17 protein-coding genes are annotated in these 15,909 nt (G+C 63.6%); 1 reads left to right on the forward strand and 16 read right to left on the reverse strand.

The window, feature by feature from the left end; genetic code table 11:
* From ACYG9Y_RS17395 to ACYG9Y_RS17420, 6 genes are all read right to left on the reverse strand, one after another.
* Entirely contained in the window at positions 1 to 1,098 is a 1,098-nt protein-coding gene (locus ACYG9Y_RS17395; protein ID WP_023738571.1) for a peptidase C39 family protein, read from the reverse strand.
* A 159-nt stretch (positions 1,099 to 1,257) separates the two neighbouring features.
* Complete coding sequence (locus ACYG9Y_RS17400; RefSeq protein ID WP_023738570.1) at positions 1,258 to 2,049, reverse strand: anti-sigma factor family protein; 792 nt, start codon at positions 2,047 to 2,049, stop codon at positions 1,258 to 1,260.
* Positions 2,046 to 2,564 carry an RNA polymerase sigma factor gene (locus ACYG9Y_RS17405; protein ID WP_023670250.1) on the reverse strand — a complete coding sequence of 173 codons (519 nt, stop codon included), beginning with the start codon at positions 2,562 to 2,564 and terminating at the stop codon, positions 2,046 to 2,048. The genes ACYG9Y_RS17400 and ACYG9Y_RS17405 overlap by 4 nt, the downstream gene beginning before the upstream one ends.
* A gap of 162 nt (positions 2,565 to 2,726) precedes the next feature.
* Complete coding sequence (locus ACYG9Y_RS17410; RefSeq protein ID WP_023692861.1) at positions 2,727 to 3,143, reverse strand: type II toxin-antitoxin system VapC family toxin; 417 nt, start codon at positions 3,141 to 3,143, stop codon at positions 2,727 to 2,729.
* Positions 3,143 to 3,385 carry a type II toxin-antitoxin system VapB family antitoxin gene (locus ACYG9Y_RS17415; RefSeq protein WP_023670248.1) on the reverse strand — a complete coding sequence of 81 codons (243 nt, stop codon included), beginning with the start codon at positions 3,383 to 3,385 and terminating at the stop codon, positions 3,143 to 3,145. The genes ACYG9Y_RS17410 and ACYG9Y_RS17415 overlap by 1 nt, the downstream gene beginning before the upstream one ends.
* Positions 3,386 to 3,432: 47 nt before the next feature.
* Positions 3,433 to 6,207: a DUF2339 domain-containing protein gene (locus ACYG9Y_RS17420; protein ID WP_023738569.1), complete on the reverse strand. Its 2,775-nt coding sequence runs from the start codon at positions 6,205 to 6,207 to the stop codon at positions 3,433 to 3,435.
* Positions 6,208 to 6,454: 247 nt separating this feature from the next.
* On the opposite strand from ACYG9Y_RS17420, the gene ACYG9Y_RS17425 reads away from it, so the two are divergent.
* Entirely contained in the window at positions 6,455 to 6,919 is a 465-nt protein-coding gene (locus tag ACYG9Y_RS17425; protein ID WP_023670246.1) for an NUDIX domain-containing protein, read from the forward strand.
* A gap of 101 nt (positions 6,920 to 7,020) precedes the next feature.
* On the opposite strand, the gene recO is transcribed toward ACYG9Y_RS17425, so the two are convergent.
* The 10 genes from recO to ACYG9Y_RS17475 all read right to left on the reverse strand — a co-directional run bounded on the left by recO (position 7,021) and on the right by ACYG9Y_RS17475 (position 15,873).
* Positions 7,021 to 7,812 (reverse strand): DNA repair protein RecO, encoded by a 792-nt coding sequence (recO, locus tag ACYG9Y_RS17430; protein WP_023738568.1) that lies wholly within the window; start codon positions 7,810 to 7,812, stop codon positions 7,021 to 7,023.
* 102 nt (positions 7,813 to 7,914) lie between these two features.
* A complete protein-coding gene (locus tag ACYG9Y_RS17435; protein ID WP_023738567.1) occupies positions 7,915 to 8,808 on the reverse strand; it encodes an aminoglycoside phosphotransferase family protein in 894 nt (297 codons plus the stop codon).
* 44 nt (positions 8,809 to 8,852) lie between these two features.
* Positions 8,853 to 9,779 carry a GTPase Era gene (gene era / locus ACYG9Y_RS17440; RefSeq protein ID WP_023670243.1) on the reverse strand — a complete coding sequence of 309 codons (927 nt, stop codon included), beginning with the start codon at positions 9,777 to 9,779 and terminating at the stop codon, positions 8,853 to 8,855.
* Positions 9,776 to 10,492, reverse strand: a complete 717-nt coding sequence (gene rnc / locus ACYG9Y_RS17445) for a ribonuclease III (protein ID WP_023738566.1) — start codon at positions 10,490 to 10,492, stop codon at positions 9,776 to 9,778. The genes era and rnc overlap by 4 nt, the downstream gene beginning before the upstream one ends.
* Positions 10,492 to 11,241, reverse strand: a complete 750-nt coding sequence (gene lepB, locus ACYG9Y_RS17450) for a signal peptidase I (protein WP_023670241.1) — start codon at positions 11,239 to 11,241, stop codon at positions 10,492 to 10,494. The genes rnc and lepB overlap by 1 nt, the downstream gene beginning before the upstream one ends.
* 90 nt (positions 11,242 to 11,331) lie before the next feature.
* Positions 11,332 to 11,745 carry a holo-ACP synthase gene (acpS, locus tag ACYG9Y_RS17455; RefSeq protein WP_023738565.1) on the reverse strand — a complete coding sequence of 138 codons (414 nt, stop codon included), beginning with the start codon at positions 11,743 to 11,745 and terminating at the stop codon, positions 11,332 to 11,334.
* Positions 11,742 to 12,326, reverse strand: a complete 585-nt coding sequence (locus tag ACYG9Y_RS17460; RefSeq protein WP_023670239.1) for a DUF2062 domain-containing protein — start codon at positions 12,324 to 12,326, stop codon at positions 11,742 to 11,744. The genes acpS and ACYG9Y_RS17460 overlap by 4 nt, the downstream gene beginning before the upstream one ends.
* A gap of 264 nt (positions 12,327 to 12,590) precedes the next feature.
* Complete coding sequence (locus tag ACYG9Y_RS17465; RefSeq protein WP_023692854.1) at positions 12,591 to 12,971, reverse strand: VOC family protein; 381 nt, start codon at positions 12,969 to 12,971, stop codon at positions 12,591 to 12,593.
* Between the two features lie 11 nt (positions 12,972 to 12,982).
* On the reverse strand, positions 12,983 to 13,561 hold the full coding sequence (gene pyrE, locus ACYG9Y_RS17470) for an orotate phosphoribosyltransferase (protein ID WP_023687283.1): 579 nt from the start codon (positions 13,559 to 13,561) through the stop codon (positions 12,983 to 12,985).
* An 80-nt stretch (positions 13,562 to 13,641) separates the two neighbouring features.
* Positions 13,642 to 15,873, reverse strand: coding sequence for a RelA/SpoT family protein (locus tag ACYG9Y_RS17475; RefSeq protein WP_023670236.1), 2,232 nt, complete (start codon positions 15,871 to 15,873; stop codon positions 13,642 to 13,644).
* Positions 15,874 to 15,909: the final 36 nt, after the last annotated feature.

The following is a 15,909-nucleotide window of genomic DNA, read 5'->3' on the forward strand; positions in this document are numbered from 1 at the left end:
TCAGCGTTTCCCAAGAGTGATGGCAGCACGCAGTCCGTCGCGGCCGAATTGCGCCATGTTCATGAAGATGCCGTGCGGCACGGGAATGTTGGCGGCATCGAGGATGGTCTCCTGTCTTTCGTCCTCGACCCAGGGATCGTGGATCAGGATGTGGTCGCCATCGTCGCCGATAGCCAGCACCCAATGCGGCACCTTCTTGCCGAACATCAGGAAGCCGCTGATCAGCACCAGCACCAGTTTTCCCTGAGCCAGGGCGCCGCGGATATCATCGATGGTGAACGGACGGTAATTCACCGGGATGCCGTAAAGTTCCGCGCGGCGGCGAAAGTCCACCTGGGCAAGTTCCATCACCCGGCGCTTGTCGTCGCTGCGCACCGATTGCAAGAACAGCGCGCCATAGAAGGACACGAAGATTTCCGCCGCAAGCCCGCTTTCGTAGCCGGAAACCGCAAGGCCGAAGGGCTCGCAGCCGCCCGGGCCGGACATCATGAACACGGTCGTTGCCTCGCGCCATAGGCGGATTTCCATGACCGGATCGGGCACGAAGCCGGAATCGAAATTGGCCATCGCCATCATCAGGCAGCATGGACCGCAGGTGAACTCGCAGGTCTGCTGGTAGAACGGGACTTTGGTGGCGACCGGAATATCGCCGCGCAAGGTCTTTTCGTAGCGCAGCGCGGTGGCGCCATCCTCGTAATAGTGGGGCTCGCCACCGATCTTGCGGTAGCCGCTCTGCTCATAGATGCCGATGGCGCGAAGATTGTCCTCGCGCACTTCGAGGCGCAACATCATGCGGTCGTGCTCGAAGGCAGCTTCTTCGGCCGCTGCAAGCAGCATGCGGCCAGTGCCGCGGCCGCTGAAAAACGGGCTGGTGGCAAGCGAATAGAGCCGGGCGACGCCGCTGCCCTTGCGAAACAGCACGATGGCGTAGCCGGCGACACGGCCATCGCTTTCGGCGACCAGCATCTCGGCTGTCTCGCGTTCGATCAACAGGCGGAAGGAGCGCCGGGAAATGCGGTCACTGGAAAAAACCGCCTTCTCGATGGCGGCGAGGTCATCGACGTCGGACGCGCGGGCCTTGCGAATCTCGGCAGGCATGCGGGTTTGGAAAACCTCGATTGGGTGGAGGAAAAGGCCGCGGTCAAAAACGTCGCAAACATCAGCCGAAACGCTGATATCCATCAAGCGCTATCGCACTTCGAATAGGGCCGAATTGTGACACTTTCTACCCAGGCGCATTCCCGAAACGGAACGCGCTTAACTGGCGATACCCGCCAGAAGCTGACCGTAGGCGCGCTTGGCGACCGCAGCCAGTTGCTCGCGCGGCAGCGAGCCGACGACGGCACAGGCATAGCCCTTGTCCAGCCAGTAGATCGCCTCGGGGCCGTCGGCGTCGGCCATATAGGTGCCCTTGGACTTGGCGGACGAATCAGCTGTCACAAACAAAGAGATGCGCTGGCCCTTGGCGTCCTCGTAAAGCAGCATCGCGGCCTTGCCCTGGCCGGCGGGCAGCAGCCGGCCGCCAACCAGCTGGAAACCTTCCGCCACCAGATCCGGCGCCACCAGTTTCAAGCCGACGCGGTTGGACAGCCAGGTCTGCAGGTGATCCTTGTCGCTTGCCGGCACTTCCACTGCATGGCGCTGTTCGGCGGCATAGATGACATGGGCGGCGATCGCCTCTTCGGCCAGTTGGTCATCGGCGCCATCTTCCCTGCCGATGCCGTCGATGCCGGCAAAATAGCCGCCAAGACCGCCGATGACGAGCACTGCGGCCGCCGCGGCCGCAAGCCACCAGCGCGACTGCCGCGCCGCCGCTTTGGTCGCGCCTTCACCGCTAACGATCTGCTTGAACAGCACCGGCACGGGCTCGTCGAGCACACCGGCAAAGGCGGCGCGCAACGCGGCGCGGTCGGCGGTGTAGCGGGCGCTTTTGGCCTTCATTTCGGGATTGGCGTCGATCCAGGCGTCGTAGGCGGCGCGCTCGTCGCCCGGCAGCTCGCCGTCGAGAGCCATGTGGATATCGCGTTCGGAAAAATCGCTGCGGGTCATTTCTCGACGATCCTTATCGAGCGGCGGCGCGCCGTGTCATCGAGCAGGCTGCGCAGCTCCTCGCGTCCGCGCGCTATGCGCGACATCAGCGTGCCGGCGGGCACGCCGAGAATGTTGGCGGCTTCGGCATAGGAAAATCCTTCGATGGCGACCATGACGAGAGCGGCGCGACGGTCGGGGCTGATCGCCTGCAATGCGTCGATGATCTCGCGCGAGGCGGCGTTCTCCGCCTGCTCGGCGGGGACTGCCTGCGCCTCGTTTGCGTCAAGCGGCAGGATCGCCGCCTCACCGCGCCGGTTCACCTTGCGCATCTGATCGATGAACAAATGATGCATGATCGTAAACAGCCACCTCCGGGGGCTTTCTCCCGTCTGCCAGCTTTCAAGCCGCAAGAGCGCTCGTTCGAGGCAATCCTGGACGAGATCGTCAGCGGATTCGCGGTCGCGCAGAAGCGAGCGTGCGTAGCGGCGCAGGCGCGGTATTTCGCCAAGGATTGCTGCCTTCTTTTCGTCCATGACCGCTGGTTCTGAGGTCGCCCTTGTTTAACCCGATTGAACGCGCCTTCCCGGCGCGGCGCAAGCGGCCAGCGCGAAGCGGTCTGCCGCCCCGGTCACCCAAGCAGTGAGATAACGAGTTGATCGGCTAAATTATTCCCGGCAATCAACAAAAGGGCCGAATTATCCTAAATCGGTCAGTGCGAAATCATGGCCTTTGTACAGCAGTGGAAGATCGCGGCTTTTCGCGCAGGCGTAAGCAAAACAGTCCCCGAGATTCAGATCCGCCTTGTGGCCAACGGCTTTGCCGTAACGGGCGCTCGCGTCAATGGCCCGAGAGCCGATGTTGTCGTCAATGGCCAGACTCTCTCCCATGATCTCCACAATGAACTCATCGATCAGATCGCGGGCATGGAGAAGGGCTTCAGCGCTGGGTCTGCGCGGGCCGGCGCCGGCCCTTGCCAATGCCTGTGTTGCTTCGAAGTGAACCAACGGAGAAACCCAGACCTGCCCGGAAAAACCGGATAGCTGCTTCAGCAATTCCTCCCACCCAGGTTCCTGGTTGAGAATGGCGACGATCACCGACGCGTCGACAAACATCAGTCTTCCCACATCTCGTCGGTGAACTTCTTCATATCGAAATCGGGATTGGGCAGGCCAAGCTTCCTGGCCCTGTCCTGAAGACTGGCGATCCGATCGCGCAGCGGCACCTTCGCCCGATTGCGCTCAAGTTCGTGCACGAGCGCGACCCGCACCGCCTCCGTTTTGCTCGGAGCGTTCGTCTCGCGTTGCAATCTGCTGGCCAGCGCATCCACTTCGTCGTCGCGGATATAGAGCGGCATCGAATATCCTCCGTTGGATATTCATATATTCCATCCCGTATATCACTTCAAGTTGCAGCGTTGGCCTCCCTCGCCGCCCGCGTCAGCAGCCGCTGGTAGAACAGGCCGATGCCGATCAGCACGGCGCCAAGACCGATGAAGGACAGCGCCCTGAGCACGCCTTCCAGTTCCGACATGTCGAACAGGAAGACTTTTACCACGGCAATCGCGATCAGCGCCGCCGAGGCGATGCGCAGCACCTGCGACTTCAGCCAGACGCCGGCGGTGAGCAGCACGACGCCAATGACCAGCCAGAGCGCCGAATAGGTGTAGGTCTCGAGCTGGCCGAGGCCGCTCCACAGGCCGATGAACTCGCCCTTGAACACGCGCCTGACCGACAGTGTGGCGTAGGCGAAGACAAGCAATGCCGCCACCACCGCCAGCATCTGCGCATACCATGGCGGCCGCTTGTCCCTGGCATAGAGCGCCAGCCCGCCGACAGCGATGGCCGGCAGGAGATAAGCCAGGAACAAGAGGTTGAACACCGGGATCTGGCCGGTCGATTCGTCGGTGAACAGCGGATTGAGCACCAGGAAATGCTGGAGGACGATGAAGGCGACCGAGAGCACGCCGGCAGCCATCGAGCCGTAGCGCAGCACAGAGCTTGGCGAGCGCATGTCGATGGCCACCAGTATCGCGCCGGCGCCGATGGCGATCAGCGTATAGATCGCCTGTTCGGCGAGCGTCACCGGGCCGGTGTCGATGACGCCGCCATGCATGGCGTGGCGCACCAGCATGGCGACGGTGAGCAGCGCAAACAGGGCTGCACCCGCCTCCATCGCTAGGCGCGGCCGGCCATTACCAGTTGTTGGTAGTGCGGGGGTGGTACGCGCGAGTTGCCAGGCGGCAAAGCCGAAGGCTAGCGCCGGTACGCCGTATCCCGGCAGCAGCCAGTTGAACACCCGCGTCGTCGTCAGGAACTCGGCGCCGACGATGGTCGGATCGAAGGCGACGCGGCCGAGCACGGCGACGACCGCGCCGACCGAAATCCAGCCCAGCACCGGATAAGAACGCCAACGCGTCGCCAGCGCCGGCACGATGGCGGCAACGCCGGCAAGCAACGTGGTCCAGCCGGAACCGAAGGCCATGTGCAGCATCAGGAGCCCGGCCAGAGCCGAGCCGCAAAGCGCGAAGGAGACGGCGACGTCGCCCTTGAGCGGCGGCTGTTCGGCGCGCGCAATCCATTCGCCGCCGGCGGCGAAGACGACGACCAGAAGGGCAGCTATCGCTGCGTAGACAAGGTCGCGGTCGGGATTGCCGTAGGCGAGCCACAGCGTCAGCAGAATAAGCAGCGGCGCAGCGACGCCCCATGCCGCCCAGCATGCCGCGCGGACCCGTGCTGAGGCGGCGAAGCGGCGTGCGGCCCAGAAGCCGGCGCCGATGAAAACCAGGCCGAGGGCAATGCCGATGCGCAGCGTCAACGGATTTCCGGCCGCCACCGGCATGCCGTCAAAGCCGATATTCCCCTGGGTTATGTCGGAGCCGATGGTGGTGGGCGGAATGATGCCGAGATGGATCATCACGCTCACCACGCCGGCGGCATGCAGCAGCGGCAGCGCGCGCGGCCGGTAGAGTGCGGTGGCGACAAGGGCGACGAGGACGAAGGCGCCCGGCAAGGCGCCACCGGCGGCGACCAGCGTCGTGTCGACGGACAGGCCTAGCGCTGAAAACGCAACGAAAACGCCTGGCACGATCGAGGGCCAGTCGAAGCCGGTCTTCGCCGTCTCCGCTTCGCTGTCACGTGTGCCCAGCCAGACAAAGGCAAGCACCGCCAGCGTCACCGCGTCGATGAACAGGATGACGGCAAGGTCGGCGACTAGCGTGCTCATCATGTAGACGATGGTCCAGGCGCCGGTGCCGAAGAAGGCCGCCGCAATCAGGAATTTCCAGTCGCGAATGCGGGCGATCACGGCTGTAGCGGCAAGCACGATCGCCAGGTAGACGAACAGCGCCCATGGGTTGGGCGCCTGCGAGGACACAAGCGCCGGCGTCGCCATCGAGCCGACGAGACCGATGCCGGCCAGGGCCTGGCCGTGGACGAGGGCGGCGGCAATGGTCGCCACGCCGATGGCGCCGAGCACGGTGAAGGCGAAGGCCGGCCCGACGAAACCGTAAATGGCATGCGCGGCATAGACCGTACCGAACAGGATGAAGGCGCCGGCAGCCGTCAGGATCGCCGGAATATAGGCGCCTGCAGCCCCTTGCACCGGCACCTTGAAGCCGGTGCGGCGGATGAACTCGCCGCCGCCGATCAGCACCAGGCCGAGCAGCGCCGCCAGGGACAGCCGCACTTCAGGGCCGAAAATGCCGGCCTCGATGGTGTAGCGGATCAGGAACAGGCCGCCCAGGGCCAGCGCGACGCCGCCGACCCAGACCGCCCAACGGGTGCCGAGCGCCGTTTCGACCTCTGACTGGCGGGCTGCCTTCGACGTGGCGGCAGGCGCGGATCCGGTGAATGCCGCCTTGGCCGCGGCCGACAGTTCTGGCACGGCCTCGCTGGTGGCCGCATCGGCTTCGGCGGCCGGTGCCTGGGCATGTGCCGCGTCTGCTGTTGTTGGCGAAGCTATGTCGGCAACTGGTGCGCTAGCGTGAGCGGCATCCGCCGGTGCGCTTGCAGCCTGCTCGGCCGGTTTGGCAACGGGCGGTGTCGCATGCACTCCGGACAGAACCAGGCTGCGCAGCGCTCCGAGCTCGCGCTCGATCAGACTGACGCGGCCCTGCTGGCGCAAGACGAGGACAAAAAGCACGATAACGACGACGGCGCCAATCAGGCTTTCAAACATGGCGGTTCCCCCAAACCAGGCCAGTTTTCACTGACAATTGCGGCGGCCACACGGCCACCCCAGACGGCTATTCAAGTCACGCCACCGCAATGCTGGCCGAAAAGAAGTTATCGAGCATGTTTCCTCGGCAAATTCCAGCGGCCTACGGTCTTTATCCTCACCCATCATCTGAGATAGCCAGGAATGGCATGCCGCCGCCACTTGCCCAGGAGCCATGCTATCCTCGGATGAACTACGAGGAAATCGAATGCCGAAACGAAGTGCAGGGCTGCTGATCCACCGGACAAGGGCCGGCATTCTCGAATTTCTGCTCGTCCATCCCGGCGGCCCGTTCTGGGCAAGGAAGGATGAAGGCGCTTGGTCGATCCCCAAGGGCCTCGTCGAGGACAATGAAGATGAGTTGGCCGCCGCCCGGCGCGAGGCTGGGGAAGAACTCGGAGTCAGCATCGATGGCGATTTCGAACCTGTCGGCAGCTATCGGCAAGCCGGCGGCAAGATCGTCATCGCCTGGAGTGTCGAAGCCGATTTCGATCCCGATGCCGTTAAAAGCAACATGTTCACGATGGAATGGCCGCCCAGGTCAGGCGTGACGAGGGAATTTCCCGAAATCGACAGGGCCGGCTGGTTTTCCTTCGCCGAGGCCAGCCTCAAGATCCTCGGCGGTCAGCGCGCCATCCTCGATGATTTCATGGAGCATCGCAAAGCCGGCTGAGGCTCTTGCCCTACGAGTACCCCCACCCTAACCCTCCCCACAAGGGGGAGGGAATGCTGCCGCATGCAGCTTTTGGTGTGAACCTGGACGGTTTGCGGAGGTCAGCACCCACCGAGTCTCCCTCCCCCTTCTGGCGCAGCGTCTGCCGTAAGGGCGGCCTTGCCGCCCGAATGATGCTTGCGCAAGGCGGCGAGGAAGCCGGCACGGGCATCGGGCTGTTCGATGCCGCGCGGCTCGTAGACATGGCGGGTGAAAAAGAAACCGGTCAGATGGAAGGCGTCCTCGAGTGCCGCGTGGTCCGCCCGCAAGCCGGAGCCGCGCCGCAGGAAGGCCGGCAGCGCCAGCATCTTGTCGCGCCATGGCGCGCCGGCCTGGCGCGAAACCGCGCGGCCGGATTTCGGCGAGACATAGGCCAGATCCTGCCTGGCGCCGGTCGCCGCGCACTGGCTGAGATCGAGGCCGAAGCCGAGTTCGTCGAGGATGAGCAGTTCGAAGCGCGCCACCAGTTCGCCGGCGGCATCCGAATCGTCCAGATGGGCGATCATCACGGCAAGCGTCTCATACAGGCTGCCATGGGCGTCGCGCTCCGGCAGGAGCCTGAGATGCGCGGCCATGGTCTGCAGGCCGTAGACGGCGACTGCGCTGTCCATCAACCGGGCGGCATTCATCTCGATCGCCTCGGCCTGGAAGGTGCCGAGATGCTCGTCGAGGCGTGCCCGCCACAAAAGGTCGACGCGGTTGCCGGGCTGCAGCACCGGCTGCTGCTTGCGCGAGCGCCCGCCGCGCACCAGGCCGAGATGGCGGCCATGCGCACGCGTCATTACCTCGAGAATGGCGCTGGTTTCGCCATGCTTGCGGGTGCCGAGTATGATTCCCTCGTCGCGCCATTCCATGGCAGGAGCTTGTCACCGGTTGCGTGGCTAAATCAAGATTTTGGCGCGCCGCGTGCGATCTGTGCTGACATTGGATCCCCACACATCGTCGAAAGGCTCTGATCACGCGAATTCCCGGTGATCGGCCAGGACGTCGTCGATGACGCGGCGCGATCGCTCGGCTTCGGCCTGGTTGGCGTCGTGTCCGGCAACCGTGATCAGCGCCTTCCACAGCGTCCAGCCGCGGCCGCGCGCCCAGGTCGCTTCATCGACGTCGATGGCGGCGCGGAACGCCTCCCGGCTCTCGCCCTGGAAGAACGTCCAGGCGATCGCCAGGTCGCAAGAGGGATCGCCGATGCCTGAGGTGCCGAAGTCGATGATGGCGCTCAAACGGCCGTTTTGGACCAGAAGGTTGCCCCAGGCGACGTCGCCGTGAAACCAGACGGGCGACCCTTGCCAGGTGGCGGCAAGGGCCGCATCCCAGACAGCGGTGGCCGCCTGGGTGTCGATCTGCCCCTCCAGCGCCTGGAGTGCTTCCCTTGTCTGGTTGTCATACACGCTCGGCGTTCCGCCGCGGAAGAAATTGTGCTGGCCCGCGGGCGGCCCGCCCGCCGGATCGATCCGCCGGAGCGCAATGAGGAACTTAGCGAGATCGACCGCGAACTGTGGGCGATCGGCGATTTCGGCGGTCTTGGCTGTTTCGCCGTCGATCCAGCGGTAGACGGACCATTGCCAGGGGTAGTCCTCCCCAGGCTCGCCCATCGCCAGTGGATCCGGGATCGGCAGCGGCAGAAGCGGCGCCAGCCTGGGCAGCCAGCGGTGCTCTTTTTCGACCTGCAAGGAATATGGTGCGGCACTCGGCAGCCGCACAGTCATATCATTGCCGAGGTGGAAGGTTCGGTTGTCCCAGCCGCCAAACGCCACCGGCCTCACCGGCAGATGCCGCCATTGCGGAAATTGCGCGGCGATCAACCGGCGCACGAGATCGGTATCGATGGTCGGTTTTGGATCAGGCATGTCATCGTCTCAAACTGCCGGGCGGCATTTCTAGACGATGAAGCTCAATGGGGAAACTCAAGCCCCATCTCGCGGTAGCGCTCGGGGTCGTCGCCCCAGTTTTCACGCACTTTGACAAACAAGAACAGGTGCACTTTCTGCTCGAGAATGCCGGCTATTTCCATGCGCGCCGACTGGCCGATGGCACGGATCGTCTCGCCCTTGTGGCCGAGCACGATCTTCTTCTGGCTGTCGCGCTCGACATAGATGGTCTGGTCGATGCGTACCGAGCCATCCGGTTTCTCTTCCCATTTCTCGGTCTCGATATGCGAGGAATAGGGCAACTCCTGATGCAGCCGCAGATACAGCTTCTCGCGGGTGATTTCGGCCGCCAGCTGGCGCATCGGCAGGTCCGAGATCTGGTCTTCCGGATAGTACCAGGGGCCGACCGGCAGCGCTTGCGCGAGATAGTCGAGCAAATCCTTGCAGCCGGAGCCGGTCAGCGCCGAGACCATGAAGGTGCGCTTGAACGGCACCTTTTCGTTTGCTGCCGCGGCCAGGGCCAGCAGCGCCTCGTGCTTGACCCGGTCGACCTTGTTGAGGATCAGCACCATCGGCTGGCGGACGTCCTTCAGCCGCTCGAGGATGGCGTCGGCGTCGCCCCTGATGCCGCGCTCGGCATCGATCAGCAGCAGCACGATATCGGCGTCCTTGGCGCCACCCCAGGCGGTGGTCACCATCGCGGTGTCGAGCCGGCGCTTCGGCTTGAAGATGCCGGGCGTGTCGACAAAGACGATCTGCGCGTTGTCATGCGTGGCGATGCCGCGCACGATGGCGCGGGTGGTCTGCACCTTGTGAGTGACGATCGACACCTTGGCGCCGACCAATTGGTTGACCAGCGTCGACTTGCCGGCATTGGGCGCCCCGATCAGGGCAACGAAACCGGAATGCGTGGCCTCCGCTGCCGGAGGGAGATCTTCGCTGCCGGTCACGCCGCACTCCCTTGGTTGGCCCAGATGCCCTCGCGCATAAGAAACGTCGATGCCGCCGCTTCTTCGGCTGCGCGGCGAGAGCCGCCCGTGCCGCTTGCCGGCGCAAAACCGCCGACCTTCACGGACACCGTGAAAACCGGTTGATGTTCAGGTCCCTCGCGTTTCTCGATCGCGTATTCGGGCCTGACATCGCTGGTCTTGGCGATCCATTCCTGCAGGTCGGATTTCGGATTGGGCGGCTTGGCCACCACCTTTTGCGAGCGCGGCTCCCAGTAGCGCAGGACGAATTGCCTTGCCGCATCGAGGCCGCCATCGATATAGACCGCCGCGATCAGCGCTTCGACCGCATCCGCCAGATAATTTCCGCCCGAGCCGCGCGAGCGCGCCTTCAAGGCAGCGTCGGCCCGAACCAGATCTTCGAGCTGCATTTCAATGCCGATCTCGGAGCATGTCCGCGCATCGACCAGGGCATTGAAGCGCGGGGCGATTTCACCTTCCGGCGCCTCAGGAAACTTTTCGAAAAGCAGGTCGGCAACGATCAGGCCGAGCACGCGGTCGCCAAGGAATTCGAGGCGCTGGTTGTTGCTGCTCGCCTTGACCGCACTGGAATGGGTCAGCGCGGTCTCGAGCAAACGGACGTCCCGGAAGGAATGGCCGGTTTTGGCTGTCACCAAATCGGCCAGAGTTTCACCCGTCGGGCGCTTCAAAGCCATCAATTCACGAAATGGAACAGGCGCGACAGGCGCACGAGCGACGGCCATTTCCAGATCTCGAGGGGGCTCGCCTTCCCGGCGATCGAGAAGAAGACGATGTTGGCGCGGCCGACAAGGTTCTCCGCCGGCACGTAGCCGACGCTGAGGCGGCTGTCGGAGGAATTGTCGCGGTTGTCGCCCATCATGAAATAGTTGCCGGGGGGCACGACGAACTCGCGGGTGTTGTCGGTGATCGAATTCGGTGTCAGGTCGAGCGTGTCGTAGCTGACACCGTTGGGCAGGGTCTCGCGATAGACGTCGACCGGCTCAGGCACTTCCGTGATATCAGGATTTTGGATCTGGCCGGTTTTCACACGAGGCACGCCCTGGCCGTTGATGAACAATTGGCCGTCCTTCATCTGGATCTTGTCGCCGGGCAGGCCGACGACGCGCTTGATGTAGTCGAGCGACGGATCCGGCGGGAACTTGAAGACCACCACGTCGCCGCGCTTCGGATCGGAACCCCAGATGCGGCCGGAAAAGATGTCGGGGCCGAATGGCAGCGAATAACGCGAGAAACCATAGGACCATTTGGTGACGAACAGATAGTCGCCTTCGAGCAAGGTCGGCCGCATAGAGCCGGACGGAATCGAGAAGGGCTGGAACAACAAGGTGCGGATGACCATGGCCAGCAGCAAAGCCTGGATGATGACGCTGACGATTTCGCCAAGCCCGCCGGATTTCTTCTCGGATTTTTCAGCCACGCTCATGTCGTCCTCGATTGTGCGTTGGATGGTATAGAGTCTCGGCGCGCGCTGGGCAACGTCAAGTCGGCGTTAGATAGCGGTCGTCTGATGCAATCAATGTGGCGCTTGTTCGGCGGGCAACGCCTCGATGATCACAAAGGCTTGAGCAAGCGGGAAATCATCGGTGATTGTGAGGTGGATCGCCGCTCTGTGCCCGTGTGGCAGGATTTTGGCCAGCCGTGCCGCCGCTCCCCCGGTCAGCGCCATGGTCGGCGCGCCGCTGGGCAGGTTGGCGACCCCCATGTCGCGCCAGAACACGCCCTGCGCCAGCCCGGTGCCAAGCGCCTTGGCGCAGGCCTCCTTGGCGGCGAACCGCTTGGCATAGGAGGCGGCGCGGCCCTTGCGGCCTTCCGAGCGGACCTGTTCGACCTCGGTGTAGATGCGCTGGATGAAGCGCTGACCATGCCGTTCCAGCGACTTTTCGATGCGTCTGATGTCGATCAGGTCGCTGCCGATGCCGATGATCATTCCGCCGGAACTTCCCGTCCGCGGTGCCCGGCCTTATGCGCCCGCTCTGCCATGCGCTTCCTGCGCTGCTCGCGAAAGGCTGTCATCCCCCAGCGGGTGATACCGTAGAAGATCAGCCCGAAGATCAGGCCGAGCGGCACAGCGCCGATCAGCATCGGCTCGAGCACCGGATGCCACAGTTTTGCAAACGACAGCGTGTGCATCATCTCACCAAGATGCGCAGGCGGTCCGTTCTTGGGCAGGCGTTCATGCAGGATCAGCTTGCCGACTTCCCAGGACGCTCCCCACAGCAGCGGGAAAGTCAGCGGATTGCCGAAGAATACCGCGCCGAGGGCGGCGGCCACCAGATTGCCGGCGACCACCCAGCAGAGCACGGCGGCGACGGCAAAATGGAAGCCGAGCGGAAAGAAGGAGGCGAAAACGCCGGCCGCGACGCCGGCCGCGACTGCATGCGGTGTCGCCTTCAGCCGCAGGATGCGCTTGGAGAAATATTGCAACGAGCGCGAAAACGAGCGGCGCGGCCACAGATAGGTACGCACCCGCTCCAGAATGCCATCAGGCTTTCGGCGTCGAAAAAGCACTCTGTTCCAGTTCCCGGTTCATCACGCCCAAATTGCAACCATCCCTGGCCGGGCGCGGTCGCTCCATCTTGCGCTTCGAGGGCGCAGAAAGGCAACAACGACTTTGATATAGCGACTGCCTTGCGGCGGAACAATGAAACGCCGCCGCGATGGTCTGCCGCAGGCGGGTAACAAGAGCGCCATTGGGGCGAAACTGAGGACAATATCGATGAAAGCTCCCCGACGACGGCAAGGCCCGCGCGAGACGACGCCGAGGCGGATAGATTATTCCCGATATTCGCTGACTTCGACCAAATTGCTGTCCGGATCGCGGAAATAGACCGACATCATCTTACCGCGGGCGCCGGTGCGCTCGACCGGACCGACTTCGATGGCAACGCCATTGGCTTCCAGACGGGCGCAAATCTCGGCAAGCGGCCTTGCGGCGACCAGGCAGAAATCGCCGGACCCAGGCATCGGCACCTTGGCCTTGGGCTCAAAGGTGCGGCCCACCTGATGCAGATTGATCTTCTGCGATCCGAACAGCAACGCCGTCGGCCGGTTCGGCTCGTCGAGGCGCTTGAGGCCAAGCACCCGCTGGTAGAAGGCGCAGCTGTCCTCCACAGAGCGGACCGTCAGCACGAAATGATCGATGCCGGCGATCATGGTGATGTCCCCTAGATGTTGCGGCTTCCTGGCTTAACGGCGGGAATGGCGGCAAGTTCCGGCGGCAGGCGGTCGGCGGGATAGGCCGGGACCTCGTATTCGGCAAGCGCGATCAGCGGCACGCCGACATTGGTCTTGCCGGCCGAGCGGTCGATGATGCAGGCCGCCGCCACCACCTCGGCGCCAATCGCGCGCAGGCAGTCGATGGTTTCGCGGATCGAGAGACCAGTGGTGACGATGTCCTCCACGATGACGACGCGCGATCCCGGCGCGATCTCGAAGCGGCGCAGCCTGAACTCGCCGCCTTCGCGCTCCACCCAGATTGCTGGCACACCGAGATGGCGCGACGTCTCATAGGCCGGGATCAGGCCGCCGATCGCCGGGCCGACGACGTAGTCGATCTTGCCCGGCACCGCCTTGCGGATCTTTTCGGCCAGCGCCTTGCAAAGCCGCTCGGTCTTGTCGGCATGCATGAAGACGCGCGCCTTCTGCAGGAAGACCGGGCTGCGCAGACCCGACGTCAGGATGAAATGTCCCTCCAGAACAGCGCCTGCCTCGCGGAAAATGCCCAGAACTTCATCGGTATTCATAACTCGCCCCATGTCCATGGTGAATGGTGAATGGTAGTGAGAACGCCTTCTTTCACTATTCACTATTCACTATTCACTATTCACCCATTCACACGCCGCGCATCGCTGACGCTCGAATTATCCTTGAGCTGCGACAGCAGCCGGTTGAGGTGCTTCAGATCCCAGACTTCGAGATCGATCAGCATTTCGGTGAAGTCGGGCGCGGTGCGCACCATCGACAGCGTATGAATGTTGGCGTCGTTGGAGGCAACGACCTGGGCGATGTCGGCGAGCGAGCCCGGCGCGTTGATGGCGGTGACCGAGACGCGCGCCGGAAAGCGCTCCTTGGTCTGCTCGTCAATGTCCCAGCGCACGTCGATCCAGCGCTCCGGCTGGTCGTCGAAGGCCTGCAGCGCCGGCGACTGGATGGGATAGATGGTGATGCCGGTGCCCGGCTGGACGATGCCGACGATGCGGTCGCCAGGCACGGCCCCTTCCGGCGCGAAACGCACCGGCAGGTCGCCGCGCACGCCGCGGATCGGCACCGCGCCATCGCGCGGCTGGTCCTTGTCCTTGCGCGCGGCTCGTGTGCCGGGCATCTGGAACAGCATGCCGGCGGCGTTGCGGATCTTCGACCAGCCCTCCTCGCGCTGCTTGGGGGCGCTGACGGTGACGCGCTCGTCCTTGTAGTCTGGGAAGACGGCCTTCATGACGTCGGTCGAGGCAAGTTCGCCGCGCCCGACCGAGGCCAGCACATCCTCGATGTCCTTGCGCGCCAGCCGGTGCAGCACCGGCTTCAGGCTTTCCTTGGTGAAGGTCTTGCCGGCGCGTTCGAAGGCGCGCTCGAGAATGCGGGCACCAAGACCTGAATATTGCTTGCGAATGGCGTTCTTGGTGGCGCGGCGGATGGCTGAACGCGCCTTGCCGGTGACCACCACCGACTCCCACGCCGCCGGCGGCACTTGCGCCTTGGAGCGGATGATCTCGACCTCGTCGCCGTTCTTCAGTTCCGTCATTAGCGGCATGATGCGGCCGTTGACCTTGGCACCGACGCAGGTGTCGCCGACATCGGTGTGCACGGCATAGGCGAAGTCGATGGGCGTGGCGCCGCGCGGCAGCGCAATCAGCATGCCTTTCGGCGTGAAGCAGAATACCTGGTCCTGGAACAGCTCCAGCTTGGTATTTTCGAGGAAGTCTTCCGGGTTGTCGCCTTCTGCCAGTTGCTCGATGGTGCGCCGCAGCCAGGCATAGGCGTTGGTCTCCTTCGAGATCGCATGGGCGGCACCGTTCGTCTTGCCGCCGGTGTCCTTGTAGATCGAATGGGCGGCGACGCCATATTCGGCGATCTTGTTCATCTCGCGGGTGCGGATCTGCAGTTCGACGCGCTGGCGCGATGGGCCGACAATGGTGGTGTGGATCGAACGGTAGTCGTTCTGCTTGGGCGTCGAGATGTAATCCTTGAAGCGGCCAGGTACCATCGACCATGTGGTGTGAATGGCGCCGAGCGCGCGGTAACAGTCTTCGACGCTGTCGACGACGACGCGGAAGCCGAAGATGTCCGAGAGCTGCTCGAAGGACAGCGCCTTGGCCTCCATCTTGCGGAACACCGACCACGGCTTCTTCTGCCGGCTCTTCACCCCGGCATTGATGGCATGCTTCTCGAACAGCGCCGACAGCGCCTTTTCGATGTCGGTCAGCACACCCTTGTTGCGCTCGAATATCTCGGCAAGCCGCGCGGTGACGGCGCGGTAGGCTTCCGGATTGATGAAGCGGAAGGCGATCTCTTCCAGCTCCTCACGCATGCCTTGCATGCCCATGCGCCCGGCCAGCGGCGCGTAGATGTCCATCGTCTCCTCGGCGATGCGCAGGCGCTTGGCCTCGGGCATGTGGTCGAGGGTGCGCATGTTGTGCAAACGGTCGGCGAGCTTGACCAGCAGAACGCGGACATCCTCCGAGATGGCCAGCAACAGCTTGCGCAGGTTTTCTGCCTGCTCGGCCTTCTTGGAGACGAGATCGAGCTTCTTCAGCTTGGTTAGGCCTTCGACCAGCTTGCCCATTTCGGGGCCGAACAGATCGTCAATCTCGGCCCTCGTCGCGGTGGTGTCCTCGATCGTGTCGTGCAGCAAGGCGACAGCGATCGTCGCCTCATCCATGTGCATTTCGGTGAGGATGGCGGCGACTTCGAGCGGATGCGAGAAATAGGGATCGCCGGAAGCGCGCTTCTGGTGGCCATGCTTCTGCATGGCGTAGACATAGGCCTTGTTGAGCAGCGCCTCATTGACGTCAGGCTTGTAGCGCGCAACGCGCTCGACAAGCTCATACTGACGCATCATGGGCGGGTTCTCACGGTGCTGAAATGATTGATGCGC

The organism is Mesorhizobium sp. W050 (assembly GCF_054719535.1).